The sequence below is a fragment of the Enterobacter cloacae complex sp. genome (genome assembly GCF_900322725.1).
In the GTDB taxonomy this organism is placed as follows: Bacteria; Pseudomonadota; Gammaproteobacteria; order Enterobacterales; family Enterobacteriaceae; genus Enterobacter; species Enterobacter quasihormaechei.
Window position 1 is genome coordinate 3157366 of sequence record NZ_LT991957.1, and the last position, 20052, is coordinate 3177417.

A 20052-nucleotide genomic window follows, 5' to 3' on the forward strand; every position below is an offset into this window, starting at 1 on the left:
TGAATGGCAAGATTTTAATGGAAAGCACTAACAAACTTAAACGTGGATTGAGCACCCGCCACATCCGCTTTATGGCGCTGGGCTCGGCTATCGGCACCGGTCTTTTTTATGGCTCGGCAGATGCCATCAAAATGGCCGGTCCAAGCGTTCTGCTGGCCTACATCATCGGCGGCGCCGCGGCTTATATCATCATGCGTGCGCTGGGTGAGATGTCGGTTCATAACCCGTCTGCAAGCTCGTTTTCACGCTACGCGCAGGAAAACCTGGGCCCGCTGGCCGGTTTTATCACCGGCTGGACCTACTGCTTCGAAATCCTGATTGTCGCGATTGCTGACGTAACGGCGTTTGGTATCTATATGGGGGTCTGGTTCCCCGCCGTGCCGCACTGGATCTGGGTGCTGAGCGTGGTACTGATCATCTGCGCCGTTAACCTGATGAGCGTGAAGGTGTTTGGCGAGCTGGAGTTCTGGTTCTCCTTCTTCAAGGTTGCGACCATTATCATCATGATCCTCGCCGGTTTCGGCATCATTATCTGGGGTATCGGTAACGGCGGTCAGCCAACCGGCATTCATAACCTGTGGAGCAACGGAGGCTTCTTCAGCAACGGCTGGCTTGGGATGGTCATGTCGCTTCAGATGGTCATGTTCGCCTATGGCGGTATCGAGATTATCGGCATCACCGCCGGGGAAGCGAAAGACCCTGAGAAGTCCATTCCGCGCGCCATTAACTCGGTGCCGATGCGCATCCTGGTGTTCTATGTGGGCACGCTGTTTGTGATTATGTCCATCTACCCGTGGAACCAGGTGGGCACCAACGGCAGCCCGTTTGTTCTGACCTTCCAGCATATGGGCATTGCGTTTGCGGCCAGTATTCTCAACTTTGTGGTGCTGACCGCCTCGCTGTCGGCCATCAACAGTGACGTGTTCGGCGTGGGCCGCATGCTGCACGGCATGGCGGAGCAGGGCAGCGCGCCGAAGGTGTTTGCCAAAACGTCGCGTCGCGGCACTCCGTGGGTAACGGTGCTGGTGATGACCGTGGCGCTGCTGTTCTCGGTCTACCTGAACTACATCATGCCGGAGAACGTCTTCCTGGTAATCGCGTCGCTGGCGACCTTCGCTACCGTGTGGGTGTGGATCATGATCCTGTTGTCGCAGATTGCGTTCCGTCGCCGCCTGTCGCCAGAAGAGGCCAAAGCGCTCAAGTTCAAAGTGCCGGGGGGCGTGCCAACGACCATCGTCGGCCTTATCTTCCTGGTCTTCATCATTGGCCTGATTGGTTATCACCCGGATACCCGTATCTCCCTGTACGTGGGCTTTGCGTGGATCGTCCTGCTGCTGGTGGGCTGGATGTTTAAATGCCGCCGCGACCGTCAGCTGGCGGAAGCAGAGTAAGATAAAAATGCCGGGTGGCGCTGCGCTTACCCGGCCTACACGCCCTTTTGCCCCGGCAAAAAGTCTCATCCCCCGTCCTCCTCCCCCAATAAATTCCGTCATGGTGAGCTAACCTTAACAACCCTGTGGCAAGGTGACGTCAATTTCATCAAAGGGGATTCGTGATGTTAAACGCCTGGCACCTTCCGGTTGCCCCATTTGTTAAGCAAAACAAAGACAACCTTGTGATTACGCTCTGGCTGGCGGGGGAAAATCAGCCTGAACGCGTGACGCTGCGCGCCGAAGTGGATAATGAAGAAACGTCGCTGAAAATGCACAAAGTGCGCAGCCAGCCGCAGCCGGGCATCACGGCGTGGCGGGCAAATATCGATTTGCGCAGCGGGCAGCCGCGACGCCGTTACGGCTTTAAGCTGCTGTGGAATAACCGTCAGCTGTGGTTTACCCCGCAGGGATTTAGCCGTTTTCCGCCCGCGCGCCTGGAGCAGTTTGCGGTGGACTGTCCCGATAGCGGCCCGCAATGGGTTAACGATCAGGTCTTTTACCAGATTTTCCCGGACCGCTTTGCGCGTTCCGAAAAGCGCACCGCCGATCAGGACAAGGTCTACTACCATCATGCGGCCGGTCACGACATCATCCTGAAAAAATGGGATGAGCCGCTGACCGCCCAGGCGGGGGGATCAACCTTTTATGGCGGCGATCTCGACGGTATCAGCGAAAAACTGCCGTACCTGAAAACGCTCGGCGTGACGGCGCTCTACCTGAACCCGGTGTTTAAAGCGCCAAGCGTGCACAAATACGATACTCAGGATTATCGCCACGTTGACGAGCAGTTTGGCGGTGACGAGGCGCTGCTGCGGCTGCGTCATAACACGCAAAAAGAAGGTATGCGTCTGATCCTCGATGGTGTGTTCAACCACAGCGGGGATTCTCACGGCTGGTTTGATCGTCACAATCAGTCGATGGGGGGCGCTTGCCATAATCCTGACTCACCGCAGCGTGACTGGTACAGTTTTGACGAGGAGGGGCGCGCTCTGGACTGGCTGGGCTACCCGAGCCTGCCGAAGCTCGATTTCCAGTCGCCCTCGCTGGTGAACGAGATCTACGGCGGGGAAGACAGCATCGTGCGCCACTGGCTCAGGGCACCGTGGAATATGGACGGCTGGCGGCTTGACGTGGTGCATATGCTGGGGGAAGCGGGTGGGGCGCGAAATAATCTACAGCATGTCGCCGCCATTACCCGCTCGGCAAAAATGGCCCGCCCGGAGGCATTCGTTTTCGGGGAGCATTTTGGCGACGCGCGCCAGTGGTTGCAGGCAGATGCGGAAGACGCGGCGATGAACTATCGCGGCTTCACCTTCCCGCTGTGGGGGTTCCTCGCAAACACCGATATCTCTTACGATCCGCAGCATATTGACGCCGAAACCTGCATGGCGTGGATGGATAACTATCGCGCCAGCCTGTCGCATCAGCAGCAGCTGCGGATGTTCAACCAGCTCGACAGCCACGATACCGCGCGCTTTAAGTCGCTGCTGGGTAAAGATGTGGCGCGCCTGCCGCTGGCGGTGACCTGGCTCTTCACCTGGCCGGGCGTACCCTGCATCTACTATGGCGATGAAGTCGGGCTGGACGGCAACAACGATCCGTTCTGCCGTAAAACCTTCCCGTGGGAGCCTGAAAAGCAGGATCAGGATCTGTTCAGCCTGTACCAGCGCATGGCGACGCTGCGCAAGCAGAGCCAGGCCCTGCGCTACGGGGGCTGTCAGGTGATGTACGCCCACGATAACGTGGTGGTGTTTGTCCGCGTCTACAACCAGCAGCGCGTGCTGGTCGCAATCAACCGGGGCGAGGCGTGCGAAGTCGTGCTGGACAATTCCCCGCTGCTGGCCGGTAAAACGTGGAAGAGTAAAGAGGGCAAAGCGACGTTCCTGGAGAGCGTGCTCACGCTTCCCGCTATCTCTGCGGCGGTCTGGTTCGGCGGTTAACCGCAGGCAGACGGGTTTTCACCTTTTAAGATGGCGCAAATGCAACTATTTGTGTCAATCTTAACGGATCGTTTACGGTGAAGGTGGAAACATGGACGAGCTTTACATCCTTGGCTGTTTGTTCCTGGTTTTTGCGCTGGTAGTGGCACCCGTGCTGGCGGTTATCGGCTTTAACCGAAGCACGGCGGCGAAGCAGGAGATCGCCCGGCTTCGCCAGCGCATTGAGGCGCTTGAGCAGCGTGGTGTGGCTGAAAAAGTGCCGGAGCCGGTGCAGGCCGTCACGCCGGTGGAGGAACCAGCGGCAGAGGCCGTTACCGCACCTGTCGATCCCTGGCGTCCCGAACCGCCCGTCACCGAAGCAAAACCTGCACCTGTACGGGCGGCAAAACGGCCTTCTGCCTTCGGCGGCATTCTCTCCTCGCTGGCGCGCTGGTTCATGCAGGGCAATCCGCTGGCGAAGCTGGGGATTGTGCTGCTCTTCCTGGGTCTCTCTTTCCTGCTGCGCTATACCGTTGAACATTCACTGTTCCCGCTTGAGCTGCGCCTTGCTGCCACGGCGCTGTTTGCCATGGTTCTGCTGGTCATTGGCTGGCGGCTGCGGCACAGGCAGCGTATCTATGCCCTTATTCTACAGGGCGGGGCGACCGGCGTACTCTACCTGACCGTCTTTGGCGCATTCCGGCTGTGGCAGATGCTGCCGATGACCCTGGCGTTTGCGCTGCTGGTGGTGATTTGCGCGGCGAGCGTTGGGCTGGCCGTTCTGCAAAGGGCCCTGAGCCTTGCCATGCTGGCGAGCCTCGGCGGGTATCTCGCCCCGCTGCTTCTGTCGACGGGCGGGGGAAGCTTTGTGGCGCTGTTCTCCTTCTATCTTCTGCTGTCCATCGGCATTCTCGTCATCAGCATCTGGCAGCACTGGCGCGAGCTCAATCTGCTCGGGCTGCTCTTTACGTTCGGCGTTGGCGGCTTGTGGGGGCTGAGCTACTACCAGCCTGAAGACTACGTCATCTGCCAACTGTTTCTGATCGCCAATACGCTGATTTTCGGCGTGTTTAGCGTAGCGCTGTCGCTGCGGGCGCAGGAAAAGGGCAAGCAGATTATTGACGGCGTACTGCTGTTTGCCCCGCCGCTGGTGGGGTTTGGGATGCAGTACGGCATGACCTCGCACTGGACGTACGGCCCGGCGCTCAGCGCGCTGGGCTACGGTGCGTTTTACCTCTCGCTGGCGTTTCTCGCGCTGCGGCGTTACCCCTCCATCGGACGACCGCTGGTTATGGCGGCGCTGGCGATTGGCGGCGGGTTTGCCACGCTTGCCATCCCGCTGGCGCTGTCGGCACGCTGGACGGCGATGGCCTGGGCGCTGGAAGGGCTGGGCATCCTGTGGCTGGGCGTACAACAGCAGCAGAGGCGCATGAGTTATAGCGGGACGGCGCTGCTGGTTCTGGCGCTCGGCAGCGCCATGTGGGCGCAGATGAACGGCGTCACGTCGCTGAGCCTGCTGCTGATCTTCGCGGTGCTCAGCCTCTGCTGGCTGGCTGCGGCCTGGCTGTGGCGGAAAATCGCGCTGCCGGGCAGCTGGGCGCTGCTGTTCTGGCTGGTGGCGCTGATGGGCGCGTCGCAGTTGATCCTCAAGCCGGAATTAGCGGTTCTGGCGGGCGTGCTGGCGCTGACGGCGGCGTCGGCCTGGGGCTGGCGGCAAATTGCCGCGCGTCTGGCATGGCGGGAGCTGGATGCCAGTAAATGGCTGCTGTGGCCGATGATGCTGCTGATGGTGCTGTATCAGGTCTCGCACCAGCAGATCCTGGCGGCCGGCTGGGCAAATCTGGCCTGGTGTATTGCGCTTCCTGCTGCCCTTATGCTGCTGCGGCGCGACGAAGAAAAACGTCTTCCGCGCCTGTCGATGGGGCTGCACCTGTCGCTGTTGTGGATGATTTTGCTGCCGCTGGGCGCTGAGCTTTACTGGTTTGCCCGCTCCCTGCCGTGGGGGATGGCGGCCTGGGGAAGCGGAATCGCCATGGCTGTTGGCGGTGGGGTAATTATGGCGCTCTCCGCGGCCGTTCGGCATCGCGCGTGGCCGTTCCGGGTCTGGCCTGCACTCTATGCCTGTCTTAGCATGATACCGGTGGTTGTGGTGCTCCTGGTATTGCTGGTGGTCACCAACTTCCAGGACGGCGTGGTCTATCGTCAGACCTGGCTGCCGCTGGTGAACCCGCTTGAGGAAGGGGCTGCGTTCGCCCTGCTGGGGCTGGTGGTCTTCTATCGGGCCGTGGCGCGCTACTATCCGGCATCGCTTGCGCAGTCCCGACCGTGGCCCGCCGTTGCGCTAATGGCGCTTGGCTTCTGGTGGCTTAACGGCGCGCTGCTGCGCGCCCTGGCGTGGTACGGCGAGGTGGCCTGGAACATGGAATCGCTGTGGCATTCGCGGCTTATTCAGACCACCTTTGCCCTGTTCTGGATGTTCTGCGCGCTGGTGGTGATGATCCGCGCCACCCGTCGGGCCTCCCGCCAGCAGTGGCTTGGCGGTGCGACGCTGCTGGGCGTGGTCATGCTCAAGCTGATGCTGGTGGACAGCGCGGGCGGAGGCGGCCTGGCGCGCGCCGTCGCGTTTATTGGCGTGGCGATCCTGGTCCTGATTGTGGGCTATTTCTCGCCGCTACCGCCTAAAGCAGGAGAAGAAAAATGAAATGGATGAAAGCGGTTGTTTGTGCGGCACTGCTGGCCCAGTCCGGTCCGGCGATAAGCGAGAGCGCACCGGCGGAATCTCCCCGGGATTATGCCTTCGGCCTGTCCCTTGATACCTCAACAGCGTCGCCGTGGTATCGGGTCACGCTGCCGTTGTCCGTCTACCAGCAGAGCACATCGCCCGATCTGCGCGACGTTCGCGTGTTTAACCAGGCGGGTGAGGCGGTACCGTTCAGCCTGGTTACCACAACGCGTCCGCAGCCGGCACCGACCACAACGCCTCTGCGCCTTTTTGCGCTTAACGCCTCGCCGGGCGGGGAAGAAAACAACGGCGAGAAAATTATGCTGCGGGCCAGAAATGGCGTGGAAATTGTGCTGGAAGGGCAGACAGCGGCGGCGGCCGGACAGCACTATCTGCTGACTCTGCCGGAAAACGCGGCTGAGGTTCCGCTCTCTCAGCTCCAGCTGATCTGGGACGCGCCGCAGGGCTCGTGGCAGGGGACCGCATCGGTCTATTACGGTGAGGATCTGAAAAACTGGTCTACCCTGCGCGAAGAGATGCCGCTGCTGGACGTGATGAGCGGGCAGGATCGCCTTAAGCTCGACCGCATCAATACCGATCTGGTGTTATCCCCTGAGGCGAATCGTTATCTGCTTCTGGTGCTGAACACGGGGCATTCTGCCCTGACGCTAACCGGCGTCAACGCCATTAACGCCCCTGCACAGGCGGAATCTGAACACATTAGCCTGGCGGGAGAGGGAGAGCGTGTATCCGAAAGCGAAGCCGTGTGGCGCTGGACGCATCCGCAACCCCTCAGTGCGATTGGCTTCATGCTGAATGGCGACGGCGTTCTCCCGGTAGAAATAACCTGGCGGAGTTCGGACAAAGATCGGTGGCATACGCTGAAAAAAGAGGTGATCTACCAGCTTGGCGGTAAAACGTCTGAACCCGTTTCGCTTCCGGGCGGGCTGATCGAGGCGGTGAAAATTAACGCCCTGAACGCGCGCCTGCCGCAGAACCTGCCGGGCGTGACCGGGCAACGCGTGCGCTACGATCTGGTGTTCAACGCGCAGGGAAAAGGGCCGTACCTGCTCGCGTGGGGGAACGGGGCCGCTAAACCGGCAAGCGTGGAAATGGATATGCTGATCCCGTCCGGGCTGCGTAAGACCTACGATCTGGCAGCCCTGCCGATGGCCGATACGCTGGAGGCTGTCCCGCTGGGTGGCGAGGCGCGTTTAACCGCGACGTCTGCGGCAGAGCAGGAAAGCCGGATGAAAACGCTGATGGTCTGGGGCGTACTGATCGCCGGGGTATTGCTGCTTGCGGGGATGGCATGGCGAGTCTGGCGCGAGGTAAAAAAAGACGGCGCCGCATAAGGCATAAAAAAACCCGCGTATTCGCGGGTTTTTCGTAAACCGTGCCGATTACAGGCTGGATACGTTCTCAGACAGGTATTTAGCTACGCCGTCTGGGGAAGCGGCCATACCTTCTTTACCTTTTTCCCACTGAGCCGGGCACACTTCACCGTGCTCTTCGTGGAACTGGAGCGCGTCAACCATGCGCAGCATTTCGTCGATGTTACGACCCAGCGGCAGATCGTTCACAACCTGATGACGAACGATGCCGTTTGCGTCGATCAGGAAAGAACCACGCAGTGCAACGCCAGCGTCCGGATGTTCGATACCGTAAGCCTGCTGGATTTCGCGTTTGATGTCCGCAACCATCGCGTATTTCACCGCACCGATGCCGCCGTTTTCGACAGGGGTGTTACGCCATGCGTTGTGTACAAATTCAGAGTCGAAGGAGACGCCAACCACTTCCACGCCACGCTTCTGGAATTCTTCGTAACGTTTGTCGAACGCGATCAGCTCAGACGGGCAAACGAAAGTGAAGTCCATTGGCCAGAAGAACAGAACGGTTGCTTTACCGTTGGTGTGCTGTTTGAAGTTGAAGTTTTCAACGATTTCACCGTTACCCAGAACTGCGGCAGCTGTAAAATCCGGGGCCGGACGAGTTACCAGAACCATATGATTCTCCTGTAGATACTAAGGTTATTTGGAACGCAACGCGGGCCAGTATAGAGACTGCGCGGGAATAAGACAAAGAGGTGGTAACAATCGTTCCACCAGTTTTTACCTATCAATCAAACCGGCATCACAGTTCTTTATTTTTTGCCTGCATCATCATACGCGGGTAGAACTGCCAGAAGCGGGTTTCCAGCGCGTCGTAATGTTCATCCAGGTCATGCCATGAGTCGCGCAGCGCGTCCAGACGCGGGCGGCGGCTCGCCATGCCGTTCAGGACGTTCTGAATAAAATCCATCTCGCGGTATCGCTCCAGCCAGCGTTCAGACCACAGATAGTTATTCAGATTCACAAAGCGCGGCGGGGAGTCCGGCAAAATGATCGAGACCTGCGCGTGGGCGTAGCGCACAAACTCTGGCAGCGTCATGTCAGTCGACAGCTGTGACCAGTGGCGCGACAGGAAATGATCCCACATTACGTCGAGCGTGATTGGCGCCACGCGTCGCGTTTCGGGGCGGAACCAGGCTTTGGCTTCCGTTACTTCCGGCAGGTTATCGGTCAAAACATCGATGCGGCGGTGCATAAAAATCCCGTCGACAACCTCGGGGGAATAGTCTTCCGCGGGGTTGCCGCGCACGAAATCGGCCAGCAAATTGCCGGAGAGGGAGCTGTCCGCGAGGTGAGCCAGATGCAGGTGAGCGAGAAAATTCATGCGTTTTATTTGTCCGGTGGCGGCTAGTTGTTGCAGCAAAAGGGCTCGAGCACTAGACTATGCCGCCTGTTTTTAAGTCACGAGTATACGTCATGCGCGTCGCCGATTTCTCCTTTGAACTACCTGAATCCCTGATTGCTCACTACCCCATGCCTGAGCGTAGCAGCTGTCGCTTGCTGTCACTGGACGGGCCAACGGGCGCGCTGACGCACGGTACTTTCACCGATCTGCTCGACAAGCTCAACCCTGGCGATCTGCTGGTCTTTAACAATACCCGCGTGATCCCGGCGCGCCTGTTTGGCCGTAAGGCCAGCGGCGGCAAGATTGAAGTGCTGGTCGAACGTATGCTCGATGATAAACGTATTCTGGCACATATTCGCGCCTCCAAGGCGCCGAAGCCGGGTGCTGAGCTGCTGCTGGGCGATGACGAGAGTATCAAAGCGACCATGACCGCGCGCCACGACGCGCTGTTCGAGGTGGCGTTCGACGACGAGCGCACGGTGCTTGATATCCTCAACACCATCGGCCACATGCCGCTGCCGCCGTACATTGAGCGCCCGGATGAAGAGGCCGACCGCGAACTGTATCAGACCGTCTACAGCCAGAAGCCTGGCGCGGTGGCGGCCCCGACCGCGGGCCTGCACTTTGATGAACCGCTGCTGGAAAAGCTGCGCGCCAAAGGCATTGAGATGGCCTTCGTGACGCTGCACGTCGGCGCGGGTACGTTCCAGCCGGTGCGCGTGGACAGCATCGAAGACCACATCATGCACTCTGAGTACGCCGAAGTGCCGCAGGAGGTTGTGGATGCGGTGCTGGCGGCGAAAGCGCGCGGCAGCCGCGTCGTGGCTGTCGGTACGACATCCGTGCGTTCCCTTGAGAGCGCCGCGCAGGCTGCGAAAAGCGAGTTGATTGAGCCGTTCTTTGGCGATACGCAGATCTTTATCTACCCGGGCTATCAATACAAAGTCATTGATGCGCTGGTGACCAACTTCCATCTGCCTGAATCTACATTGATTATGCTGGTGTCCGCGTTTGCGGGGTATCAGCATACGATGAATGCCTACAAGTCTGCGGTAGAACAAAAATATCGCTTTTTTAGCTACGGTGACGCGATGTTTATCACGTACAATCCGCAGGCTTTGAATGAGCGTGTCGGGGAATAAGTCCGCGGCACCGTATGACAACGTTGGACTGTTTTTCTGACGTCGGAGAAAAAATGAAATTTGAACTCGATACCACCGACGGTCGCGCGCGTCGCGGTCGCCTGGTGTTTGATCGCGGCGTGGTGGAAACCCCCGCGTTTATGCCTGTTGGCACCTACGGCACCGTAAAAGGGATGACGCCGGAAGAAGTTGAAGCCACGGGCGCACAGATTATCCTCGGCAACACCTTCCACCTGTGGCTGCGTCCGGGCCAGGAGATCATGAAGCTCCACGGCGATCTGCACGATTTCATGCAGTGGAAAGGCCCGATCCTGACCGACTCCGGCGGTTTCCAGGTCTTCAGCCTGGGCGATATCCGCAAGATCACCGAGCAGGGCGTACACTTCCGTAACCCGATCAACGGCGATCCAATCTTCCTCGATCCGGAAAAATCGATGGAGATTCAGTACGATCTCGGCTCCGATATCGTGATGATCTTCGACGAATGTACGCCATACCCGGCGGACTGGGACTATGCGAAACGCTCCATGGAGATGTCCCTGCGCTGGGCGAAGCGTAGCCGTGACCGTTTCGATTCCCTGCAAAACAAAAATGCGCTGTTCGGCATTATTCAGGGCAGCGTTTACGAAGATTTACGCGATATCTCCGTTAAAGGTCTGGTAGAGATAGGCTTTGATGGCTACGCTGTCGGCGGTTTGGCTGTGGGTGAGCCGAAGGAAGATATGCACCGCATTCTGGAGCATGTCTGCCCGCAAATCCCGGCGGATAAACCACGATACCTGATGGGGGTGGGTAAGCCAGAAGATCTGGTGGAAGGCGTACGTCGCGGCATTGATATGTTCGACTGCGTGATGCCTACCCGAAACGCACGTAACGGTCATCTGTTCGTTACCGATGGCGTGGTGAAAATCCGTAACGCGAAGCATAAGAGTGACACCAGCCCGCTCGATTCCGAGTGCGATTGCTATACCTGTCGCAATTATTCTCGCGCGTATCTGCATCATCTCGATCGTTGCAACGAGATTTTGGGCGCGCGTCTCAATACCATTCATAATCTTCGTTATTATCAGCGCTTAATGGCTGGTTTACGTAAGGCTATCGAAGAGGGTAAATTAGAGAGCTTCGTGACCGATTTCTACCAACGTCAGGGGCGGGATGTTCCACCGTTGAACGTTGATTAATTTTAATAATGAGGGAATTTGAATGAGCTTTTTTATTTCTGATGCGGTAGCAGCAACGGGCGCACCAGCGCAGGGCAGCCCGATGTCTCTGATTCTGATGCTGGTTGTGTTCGGTCTGATCTTCTACTTCATGATCCTGCGTCCACAGCAGAAGCGTACTAAAGAGCACAAAAACCTGATGAACTCCATCGCGAAAGGCGATGAAGTCCTGACCAATGGTGGCCTGGTAGGTCGCGTTACCAAAGTAGCGGAAAACGGCTACATTGCTATCGCCCTCAACGACACCACTGAAGTGGTTATCAAACGTGACTTCGTAGCTGCCGTTCTGCCGAAAGGCACCATGAAGGCGCTGTAATCCCAACTTTTCCCAAAGGGAACTGCCGTGTTAAACCGTTATCCTTTGTGGAAGTACATCATGCTGGTCGTCGTGATTATCGTCGGCCTGCTGTACGCGCTTCCCAACCTGTATGGTGAGGATCCGGCCGTTCAAATCACTGGCGCGCGCGGTGTCGCCGCCAGTGAGCAAACGCTGATCCAGGTCCAGAAAACGTTACAAGAAGAAAAAATTACCGCTAAGTCTGTGGCACTGGAAGAGGGCGCAATTCTTGCTCGCTTCGACACCACCGACACGCAGCTCCGCGCACGTGAAGCGCTGATGGGCGTGCTGGGTGATAAATACGTCGTGGCGCTTAACCTTGCTCCTGCAACCCCGCGCTGGCTGGCTGCGCTGAACGCAGAGCCAATGAAACTGGGTCTTGACCTGCGTGGTGGTGTTCACTTCCTGATGGAAGTGGATATGGATACCGCGCTCGGCAAGCTACAGGAACAGAATATCGACAGCCTGCGCAGCGATCTGCGCGATAAGGGCATTCCGTACACCACCGTACGCAAAGAAGATAACTACGGTATGAGCATCACGTTCCGCGACAGCGCGGCACGCGATCAGGCTGTGACTTATCTGTCTCAGCGTCACCGCGATCTGGTGATCACCTCTCAGGGCAGCAACCAGCTGCGTGCGGTCATGACCGACGCGCGTCTGAGTGAAGCCCGTGAATACGCCGTTCAGCAGAACATCAACATTCTGCGTAACCGTGTAAACCAGCTGGGCGTGGCTGAGCCACTGGTACAGCGTCAGGGTGCTGACCGTATCGTGGTTGAGCTGCCGGGTATCCAGGATACCGCACGTGCGAAAGAGATTCTGGGTGCGACAGCGACCCTGGAGTTCCGTCTGGTGAATTCCAACGTCGATCAGGCTGCTGCGGCCTCAGGCCGTGTCCCGGGCGATTCCGAAGTGAAACAGACCCGCGAAGGCCAGCCGGTTGTGCTGTACAAACGCGTGATCCTGACCGGTGACCATATCACCGACTCCACTTCAAGCCAGGATGAGTACAACCAGCCGCAGGTGAATATCTCGCTTGATAGCGCAGGTGGCAACATCATGTCTAACTTCACCAAGGACAACATCGGCAAGCCGATGGCGACCCTGTTCGTGGAGTACAAAGACAGCGGTAAGAAAGACGCCAACGGCCGTGCGGTGCTGGTGAAAGAGGAAGAGGTGATTAACATCGCCAACATCCAGTCTCGTCTGGGTAACAGCTTCCGTATCACCGGTATCAGCAACCCGAACGAAGCGCGTCAGCTCTCTCTGCTGCTGCGTGCCGGTGCGCTGATTGCGCCAATTCAGATTGTTGAAGAACGTACCATCGGTCCAACCCTGGGTATGCAGAACATCAAACAGGGTCTGGAAGCGTGTCTGGCCGGCCTGGCGGTGTCCATCATCTTCATGATCTTCTTCTACAAGAAGTTCGGCCTGATTGCGACGTCTGCGCTGATTGCTAACCTGGTGCTGATCATCGGCATCATGTCCCTGCTGCCGGGGGCGACGCTAACCATGCCGGGTATCGCGGGTATCGTCCTGACCCTTGCGGTGGCGGTCGACGCCAACGTACTGATAAACGAACGTATCAAAGAAGAGCTGAGCAACGGTCGTTCTGTACAGCAGGCGATTGAAGAAGGCTACAAAGGGGCGTTCAGCTCCATCTTCGATGCGAACGTAACAACACTGATTAAGGTTCTTATCCTGTATGCAGTGGGTACTGGCGCGATCAAAGGCTTTGCGATTACTACCGGTATCGGTGTCGCAACGTCGATGTTTACCGCTATTGTCGGCACCCGTGCCATCGTGAACCTGCTGTACGGCGGCAAGCGCGTCAAAAAGCTGTCTATCTGAGGAGTGCGTTGTGGCACAGGAATATACTGTTGAACAATTGAACCACGGCCGTAAAGTCTGGGACTTTATGCGCTGGGACTACTGGGCCTTCGGCATTTCAGGTTTTCTGCTGATTTTGTCCATCGTCATTATGGGCGTGAAAGGCTTTAACTGGGGTCTGGACTTCACCGGTGGTACGGTGATCGAAATTACCCTGGAAAAACCGGTCGATATGGACCAGATGCGTGAGTCTCTGCAAAAGGCGGGCTTTGAAGAGCCGCTGCTACAGAACTTTGGCAGCAGCCGCGACATCATGGTGCGTATGCCTCCGGTACACGATGCCAACGGCAGCCAGGAGCTGGGCAGCAAGGTCGTTCAGGTTATTAACGAAACGACCAGCCAGGACGCGACGGTTAAGCGTATTGAGTTCGTCGGCCCGAGCGTCGGTGCAGACCTGGCGCAGACCGGTGCGATGGCGCTGCTGGTGGCGCTGATCTCAATCCTGATTTACGTCGGTTTCCGCTTTGAGTGGCGACTGGCGGCAGGCGTGGTTATCGCCCTGGCGCACGACGTGGTGATCACCATGGGCATACTGTCTCTGTTCCACATTGAGATTGACCTGACAATTGTGGCATCCCTGATGTCCGTTATCGGTTACTCACTGAACGACAGTATCGTGGTATCTGACCGTATTCGTGAAAACTTCCGTAAGATCCGTCGCGGTACGCCGTACGAAATCTTTAACGTGTCGTTGACCCAGACGCTGCACCGTACGTTGATCACCTCCGGTACCACCCTGATGGTGATCCTGATGCTGTTCCTGTTCGGTGGCCCGGTGCTGGAAGGCTTCTCGCTGACCATGCTGATCGGTGTGTCTATCGGTACGGCCTCGTCTATCTACGTGGCGTCCGCGCTGGCGCTGAAGCTGGGCATGAAGCGCGAGCATCTGATCCAGCAGAAAGTCGAGAAAGAAGGGGCGGATCAGCCGTCTATTCTGCCGTAAGCGAACGTCTTACGCGGCATCGAAATCCCGGCCTGTTGGCCGGGATTTTTTTTGTCTGCATCTCACAAACACTCCTGACAGTATGCTGTCAGGAGCCCTGTCGTAGACTCCTTCTCAACCCTAACAACAGGCAGGAGGACGTATGAAAAGTGTTATTAACTGGTTTGAAATTCCGGTCGCCAATATGGATCGCGCCATCAAATTTTATGAGTCGGTGATGCAGGTCGCGCTGCGGCGCGAGAAGATGGACGTGGCTGATCTGGCGATTTTCCCGCACGAGGATCCGGCCACCGGCGGCGCGCTGGCGAAATTTGACGGCGTTACACCGTCTTCGCAGGGCGCTATTATTTACCTGCATACTGCCAATCTGGCGGCCACGCTCGATCGTATTGCTTCTGCGGGCGGTGAGTGCGTGTTTGGCCCGCTGGAACTGCCGCAAGGCATTGGCACTATAGCCCTGTTTGCCGACAGCGAAGGTAATCGCGTCGGCCTCCATCAACCGGTATGAGAGTAAACCGATGACCCGACGCGCTGACCGTTTGTTCCAGATTGTGCAGATCCTTCGGGGCAGACGTCTGACAACGGCAGCGCATCTGGCGGAAAGGCTTGGCGTGTCCGAGCGCACGGTGTACCGCGATATCCGCGACCTGTCGCTTTCCGGCGTGCCGGTGGAAGGCGAGGCGGGAAGCGGATATCGGCTGATGTCGGGTTTTGATTTACTCCCGCTGATGCTGACCAACAAAGAGTCCGAGGCGCTGATGGTGGCGATTCGCCTGCTCAAAACCTGGGGCGGGGAATCGCTGTCGCGCGAGCTGGAGTCGGCCCAGGAAAAAGTGCTGGCGATCCTGTCAGAAGAGAGCCGCCGCAAAGCTGAGCAGACGCGGATTTACGCGCCGGATATTGCCCTTCAGCCACATTCCCGTAGTGGTTTCGACGTGATCCATCAGGCGATTTCCGCACAGCGCGTGCTGGCACTGCATTATCGTGATGAGGCTGGGCAGCTCTCAAAGCGCGAGGTTCAGCCGCTGGGCTTGTTCTTCTGGGGAGAGCGCTGGCTGCTGGCGGCGTGGTGTGAACGGCGCGATGACTATCGCTGTTTCCGGCTCGACCGATGCCTCAATATTGTTCAGACGGAGAGGCGGTTTAGCGAAAGTGCGGGCAGGTCATTGGCAGATTTTTTACGCAAGGTGAGGCAGTAAAAAGCCGGGTGGCGGCTACGCCTTACCCGGCCTATATTCGGATCGTAGGCCCGGTAAGCGTAGCGCCACCGGGCGGAATCCGCACTGATTAGAAGTTGTAACCCACCACCAGGTAACCACCCCAACCGGTAGAACGCACGCTGAAGTCGCCGTTGCCGAAGTTCAGGCTGGCGTCGTCGTTCCACTGACCACCGTTGTGCCAGTAACGCGCAACAACAGAGTAGTGCCAGTGATCGTAGTTCAGCGCCAGGATGTGGCTGGAGGCGATGGAGTCATTGGTGCGCGCCTTCTTGCCGTTCAGATCACGGAAGTCGTTGTCGCCCAGGTCTGAACCCCAGTCAAAGTTGGTGAAGCCGATGTAGCTCAGGTTACCGCCCCACAGCTGGGTGATTGGCACAAAGTATTTCACTTTGAAACGGTAGCCGTCCCATTCGTTTTCGTTCGCGGCACCGTAGTTCTGCCACTGGTATTTTGCATACACGTTCATGGACAGGCTCATTGGCAGGCCAGTCTCAATGTCGGTGCCCAGACCCATATACCAGGTGCTCTGACGACCGGACTTGTTGCGGCCCATGTCGTAGATGTAGTTGTTTGCGAAATACCACTCTTTGAACGGACCAAACGCCAGGCTGGTGCCGGTCAGCTTGTCGATGGAGAAGCGCGGCTCGATCTCCATGAACAGAGGGGAACCATGGTTCCAGATACCTTTCGCGTCGGTGTTACCACCGAAGAAGACCGGTGCATCCATGTAGCCGTAGAAATCAAACCAGTCTTTTTTAGCGAACGCTTCGTACTCAAGGTAGGTATCGTTACGGATCTGCGGTCCGAAACGGGTGTGGTAACTGCCCACAACGTTAACGCTCTGATGCCACCAGTCAGAAACATATTCTGGCTTGGTATTCTCCGCAGCGTTAGCCGTGAAAGAGGAGGAGAGTGCCAGAACTGCACCGGCTGCGAGTAATGTTTTTTTCATAATCATGCCACTGATTGAAATTCCCTTCCGGGAGTGAAAAATGCGCGAATTGCGTTTCTAAATATTTCGTGTTTCTGCGGAGCCTATTATAGGAATCCTTGCTCACAAAAATATGTGGTGTTTCACATATCTCTCACATACGTAATCGATTGCGTTCACGTTTGCGTACTTTAGACGGGCAGGATTGTAGCGGCAATCATTTATGTTGCCAATCCATACGAAATGTAAATGTTAGCGGAGTGACATTTCACTCCGCTAGAAGGGGAGGTTATTGCGCGGCGGGTTGAATGTCGTGAATGCGGATAAAGCCTAACTGTTCCGGCGTCAGGCCGCTCAGCTGAACCGGGATGTCCACGTCGCTTGGTGCCAGCGTGCTGGCGGGGGCGGTGAAAAGCTGGTTCTTCACGTTCACTTCCTGATAGTTCTCGGTAGTGCCCTGGATCTGTCCCCACTCGACGGTGCCGGTAAAGGCCGGAAGCGGATCGTTGGACTCACCCTGGATACGCAATGTTGCGCGCGTACCATCCGCATTGGCAGCAACATTCACCAGAGACATTTTTAACATGCCAATCTGGCTGTTGAGTCGGGCAGGCGTATTAGCCCCTGGCAACAGATAAACGCCATTGCTGGATTTGGCATTCAGCGCGTTCTGCTGGGTGATCTTCACGGTTTCCTGGTTAAGTTTGTTCATCGCCACGTTGAGCGTATTCACGCTTTGTTTCATCTCGCGGACTTCACTTTGCTGTGCGCAGGCGCTGAGCGTGAACAGGCTCCCCACCAGCACGATTTTCAGGTAACGTCTTGTCATTGCGTTTAATTCCTTGAAATCACAGAGTGCTGCAATGGTAGACAGGATAGTGCCGCCAGGCATAGATCCTTTGTCTCAAAAAGCTCTTCCTTTGTTGTCGGGCCAGTTCAGGGTAAAATAGAAATCAGTTAACCAGATAACAGGGACATCGTATGCATTGCCCATTTTGCTCCGCCGTGGATACCAAAGTCATCGACTCACGTCTTGTAGGCGAAGGGTCTTCCGTGCGCCGTCGCCGGCAGTGTCTGGTGTGCAACGAGCGTTTTACCACCTTCGAGGTGGCAGAGCTGGTCATGCCGCGCGTGGTAAAAAGTAACGATGTGCGCGAACCGTTCAATGAAGAAAAACTGCGCAGCGGGATGCTAAAGGCGCTGGAAAAACGGCCCGTCAGCTCCGATGACGTCGAAATGGCGTTAAACCACATTAAATCTTATCTGCGCGGGTTAGGCGAGCGCGAAGTGCCGAGCAAAATGATTGGTAATCTGGTGATGGAACAGCTGAAAAAGCTCGATAAAGTCGCCTACATTCGCTTCGCCTCCGTTTACCGCAGCTTTGAAGACATCAAAGAGTTTGGCGAAGAGATCGCCCGCTTACAGGATTAAGCCCATGCACGACGAGATGTACATGGCGCGAGCCATGAAGCTGGCGCAGCGCGGTCGGTTTACCACTCACCCTAACCCCAACGTCGGGTGCGTCATTGTTAAAGATGGCGAGATTGTGGGGGAAGGTTTTCACTACCGCGCAGGCGAGCCACATGCTGAAGTGCATGCCTTGCGTATGGCGGGGGAGAAAGCGCGAGGCGCGACGGCCTACGTGACGCTGGAGCCATGCAGCCACCACGGGCGCACGCCGCCGTGCTGTGAAGCGCTGATTGCGGCAGGGGTTTCGCGCGTGGTCGCCGCTATGCAGGATCCTAACCCGCAGGTGGCGGGCCGCGGCCTTTATCGTCTGCAACAGGAAGGGATCGACGTCAGCCACGGCCTGATGATGCAGGATGCGGAAGCCATCAACAAAGGCTTCCTGAAACGCATGCGCACCGGCTTCCCGTTTATTCAGCTTAAGCTGGGTGCCTCACTGGATGGCCGCACGGCGATGGCCAACGGCGAGAGCCAGTGGATCACGTCCCCGCAGGCAAGGCGCGATGTGCAACGTCTGCGCGCGCAAAGCCATGCTATTCTCACCAGCAGTGAAACGGTGCTGGCTGACGATCCGGCGATGACCGTGCGCTGGGATGAGCTGAATGCGGATACCCAGGCGCTCTACCCGCAGGAGAACCTGCGCCAGCCGCTGCGCATTATTATTGATAGCCAGAACCGCGTGACGCCGGAGCACCGCATCGTGCAGCAGCCGGGTGAAACCTGGATTGCGCGCACGAAGGAAGATACGCGCGAGTGGCCGGAAGGCGTGCGCAGCATTATGGTGCCGGAGCATAACGGACATCTGGATCTCGTGGTGCTGATGATGTTGCTCGGCAAACAGCAGGTCAACAGCATCTGGGTCGAAGCCGGGCCGACGCTCGCCGGCGCGCTGCTCCAGGCGGGGCTGGTGGATGAGCTTCTCGTTTATGTTGCGCCTAAACTGTTAGGTAACGACGCCCGCGGCCTGTTTGTGCTGCCCGGCCTTGAAAAACTGGCCGATGCGCCGCAACTCACATTCAGCGAGATTCGTCCGGTGGGTCCGGATGTCTGCCTCCATTTAACGACAGCGTAATTGCTCCCGAAATAGGGAAGCAGTGCGCAAAGTATTATGATAAAATCCGCCCCCCTGCGGGGCCAAATGAACCCGTAAAGGAAGAGTATGAACATTATTGAAGCTGCTGTAGCTACCCCGGACGCTCGCGTCGCCATCACCATTGCGCGTTTCAACAACTTCATCAACGATAGCCTGCTGGAAGGTGCGGTTGACGCCCTGAAACGTATCGGCCAGGTTAAAGATGACAACATTACCGTTGTTTGGGTTCCAGGCGCTTATGAACTGCCACTGGCGGCGGGCGCGCTGGCGAAAACCGGTAAATACGACGCGGTGATTGCGCTGGGTACCGTTATTCGTGGCGGCACTGCGCACTTCGAATACGTTGCGGGCGGTGCAAGCAACGGTCTGGCGCACGTTGCGCAGGATGCTGAAATTCCTGTCGCGTTCGGCGTATTGACCACCGAAAGTATTGAACAAGCCATCGAACGTGCTGGCACCAAAGCCGGTAATAAAGGTGCAGAAGCTGCACTGACCGCGCTTGAAATGATCAATGTATTGAAAGCCATTAAGGCCTGATTTTTTTGTAAGGGGAATTCCGTGAAACCTGCTGCTCGTCGCCGCGCCCGTGAATGTGCCGTCCAGGCACTTTACTCCTGGCAGTTGTCCCAGAACGACATCGCTGATGTTGAATACCAGTTCCTGTCAGAACAGGACGTGAAAGACGTTGACGTTCTGTACTTCCGTGAACTGCTGTCGGGAGTGGCGACTAATAGCGCGTATCTCGATGGCCTGATGAAGCCATACCTGTCCCGTCTGCTCGAAGAGCTGGGCCAGGTGGAAAAAGCAGTGTTGCGTATCGCGCTGTTTGAGCTGTCTAAACGTGACGATGTGCCGTACAAAGTGGCCATCAACGAAGCGATCGAACTGGCGAAAACCTTCGGTGCTGAAGACAGCCACAAGTTTGTAAACGGCGTACTTGATAAAGCCGCACCTGCGATCCGTCCCCACAAAAAGTGATCCGCAAACCGGAGTCCT

19 protein-coding genes are annotated in these 20052 nt (G+C 57.3%); 15 read left to right on the forward strand and 4 right to left on the reverse strand.

What is annotated here, in order from left to right:
• The first annotated feature begins 17 nt into the window (after nucleotides 1-17).
• The 4 genes from proY (at nucleotide 18) to DBR02_RS15625 (ending at nucleotide 7429) form a co-directional block, all read left to right on the forward strand.
• Nucleotides 18-1391 (forward strand): proline-specific permease ProY, encoded by a 1374-nt coding sequence (gene proY, locus DBR02_RS15610; RefSeq protein ID WP_063451712.1) that lies wholly within the window; start codon nucleotides 18-20, stop codon nucleotides 1389-1391.
• Nucleotides 1392-1555: 164 nt separating this feature from the next.
• A complete protein-coding gene (gene malZ / locus DBR02_RS15615; RefSeq protein ID WP_107534787.1) occupies nucleotides 1556-3373 on the forward strand; it encodes a maltodextrin glucosidase in 1818 nt (605 codons plus the stop codon).
• Nucleotides 3374-3464: 91 nt separating this feature from the next.
• Entirely contained in the window at nucleotides 3465-6053 is a 2589-nt protein-coding gene (locus DBR02_RS15620; protein ID WP_107534788.1) for a DUF2339 domain-containing protein, read from the forward strand.
• On the forward strand, nucleotides 6050-7429 hold the full coding sequence (locus DBR02_RS15625; protein ID WP_107534789.1) for a DUF3999 domain-containing protein: 1380 nt from the start codon (nucleotides 6050-6052) through the stop codon (nucleotides 7427-7429). The genes DBR02_RS15620 and DBR02_RS15625 overlap by 4 nt, the downstream gene beginning before the upstream one ends.
• Before the next feature lie 48 nt (nucleotides 7430-7477).
• Here DBR02_RS15625 and DBR02_RS15630 read toward each other — a convergent pair whose 3' ends face one another.
• Together DBR02_RS15630 and acpH are read right to left on the reverse strand one after the other, a co-directional pair.
• Nucleotides 7478-8080, reverse strand: a complete 603-nt coding sequence (locus DBR02_RS15630; RefSeq protein WP_003859113.1) for a peroxiredoxin C — start codon at nucleotides 8078-8080, stop codon at nucleotides 7478-7480.
• Between the two features lie 127 nt (nucleotides 8081-8207).
• On the reverse strand, nucleotides 8208-8789 hold the full coding sequence (gene acpH / locus DBR02_RS15635; protein ID WP_063869087.1) for an ACP phosphodiesterase: 582 nt from the start codon (nucleotides 8787-8789) through the stop codon (nucleotides 8208-8210).
• Nucleotides 8790-8881: 92 nt separating this feature from the next.
• Between acpH and queA the strand changes: the two genes are divergently transcribed.
• The 7 genes from queA (at nucleotide 8882) to DBR02_RS15670 (ending at nucleotide 15544) form a co-directional block, all read left to right on the forward strand.
• Entirely contained in the window at nucleotides 8882-9952 is a 1071-nt protein-coding gene (gene queA, locus DBR02_RS15640) for a tRNA preQ1(34) S-adenosylmethionine ribosyltransferase-isomerase QueA (RefSeq protein ID WP_063451708.1), read from the forward strand.
• A 53-nt stretch (nucleotides 9953-10005) separates the two neighbouring features.
• Nucleotides 10006-11133, forward strand: a complete 1128-nt coding sequence (tgt, locus tag DBR02_RS15645; RefSeq protein WP_003859110.1) for a tRNA guanosine(34) transglycosylase Tgt — start codon at nucleotides 10006-10008, stop codon at nucleotides 11131-11133.
• A gap of 22 nt (nucleotides 11134-11155) precedes the next feature.
• Entirely contained in the window at nucleotides 11156-11488 is a 333-nt protein-coding gene (yajC, locus tag DBR02_RS15650) for a preprotein translocase subunit YajC (protein ID WP_003859109.1), read from the forward strand.
• A 27-nt stretch (nucleotides 11489-11515) separates the two neighbouring features.
• Entirely contained in the window at nucleotides 11516-13363 is a 1848-nt protein-coding gene (secD, locus tag DBR02_RS15655) for a protein translocase subunit SecD (RefSeq protein ID WP_003859106.1), read from the forward strand.
• 10 nt (nucleotides 13364-13373) lie between these two features.
• Entirely contained in the window at nucleotides 13374-14345 is a 972-nt protein-coding gene (gene secF, locus DBR02_RS15660; RefSeq protein WP_003859105.1) for a protein translocase subunit SecF, read from the forward strand.
• A gap of 142 nt (nucleotides 14346-14487) precedes the next feature.
• The gene (locus DBR02_RS15665) at nucleotides 14488-14853 is read left to right on the forward strand and encodes a VOC family protein (protein ID WP_107534790.1); all 366 of its coding nucleotides are present in this window, start codon (nucleotides 14488-14490) and stop codon (nucleotides 14851-14853) included.
• Nucleotides 14854-14863: 10 nt separating this feature from the next.
• A complete protein-coding gene (locus DBR02_RS15670) occupies nucleotides 14864-15544 on the forward strand; it encodes a helix-turn-helix transcriptional regulator (RefSeq protein WP_107534791.1) in 681 nt (226 codons plus the stop codon).
• Nucleotides 15545-15632: 88 nt separating this feature from the next.
• On the opposite strand, the gene DBR02_RS15675 is transcribed toward DBR02_RS15670, so the two are convergent.
• Nucleotides 15633-16517 (reverse strand): nucleoside-specific channel-forming protein Tsx, encoded by an 885-nt coding sequence (locus tag DBR02_RS15675; protein ID WP_063451799.1) that lies wholly within the window; start codon nucleotides 16515-16517, stop codon nucleotides 15633-15635.
• A 268-nt stretch (nucleotides 16518-16785) separates the two neighbouring features.
• Nucleotides 16786-17325, reverse strand: coding sequence for a DUF3251 domain-containing protein (locus tag DBR02_RS15680; protein ID WP_077221137.1), 540 nt, complete (start codon nucleotides 17323-17325; stop codon nucleotides 16786-16788).
• A 152-nt stretch (nucleotides 17326-17477) separates the two neighbouring features.
• Between DBR02_RS15680 and nrdR the strand changes: the two genes are divergently transcribed.
• The 4 genes from nrdR (at nucleotide 17478) to nusB (ending at nucleotide 20034) form a co-directional block, all read left to right on the forward strand.
• On the forward strand, nucleotides 17478-17927 hold the full coding sequence (gene nrdR / locus DBR02_RS15685) for a transcriptional regulator NrdR (RefSeq protein WP_003859099.1): 450 nt from the start codon (nucleotides 17478-17480) through the stop codon (nucleotides 17925-17927).
• A gap of 4 nt (nucleotides 17928-17931) precedes the next feature.
• A complete protein-coding gene (gene ribD, locus DBR02_RS15690; RefSeq protein WP_107534792.1) occupies nucleotides 17932-19035 on the forward strand; it encodes a bifunctional diaminohydroxyphosphoribosylaminopyrimidine deaminase/5-amino-6-(5-phosphoribosylamino)uracil reductase RibD in 1104 nt (367 codons plus the stop codon).
• Between the two features lie 87 nt (nucleotides 19036-19122).
• Nucleotides 19123-19593, forward strand: coding sequence for a 6,7-dimethyl-8-ribityllumazine synthase (gene ribH / locus DBR02_RS15695; protein WP_003859098.1), 471 nt, complete (start codon nucleotides 19123-19125; stop codon nucleotides 19591-19593).
• 21 nt (nucleotides 19594-19614) lie between these two features.
• The gene (nusB, locus tag DBR02_RS15700; protein ID WP_006809908.1) at nucleotides 19615-20034 is read left to right on the forward strand and encodes a transcription antitermination factor NusB; all 420 of its coding nucleotides are present in this window, start codon (nucleotides 19615-19617) and stop codon (nucleotides 20032-20034) included.
• Nucleotides 20035-20052 lie beyond the last annotated feature (18 nt).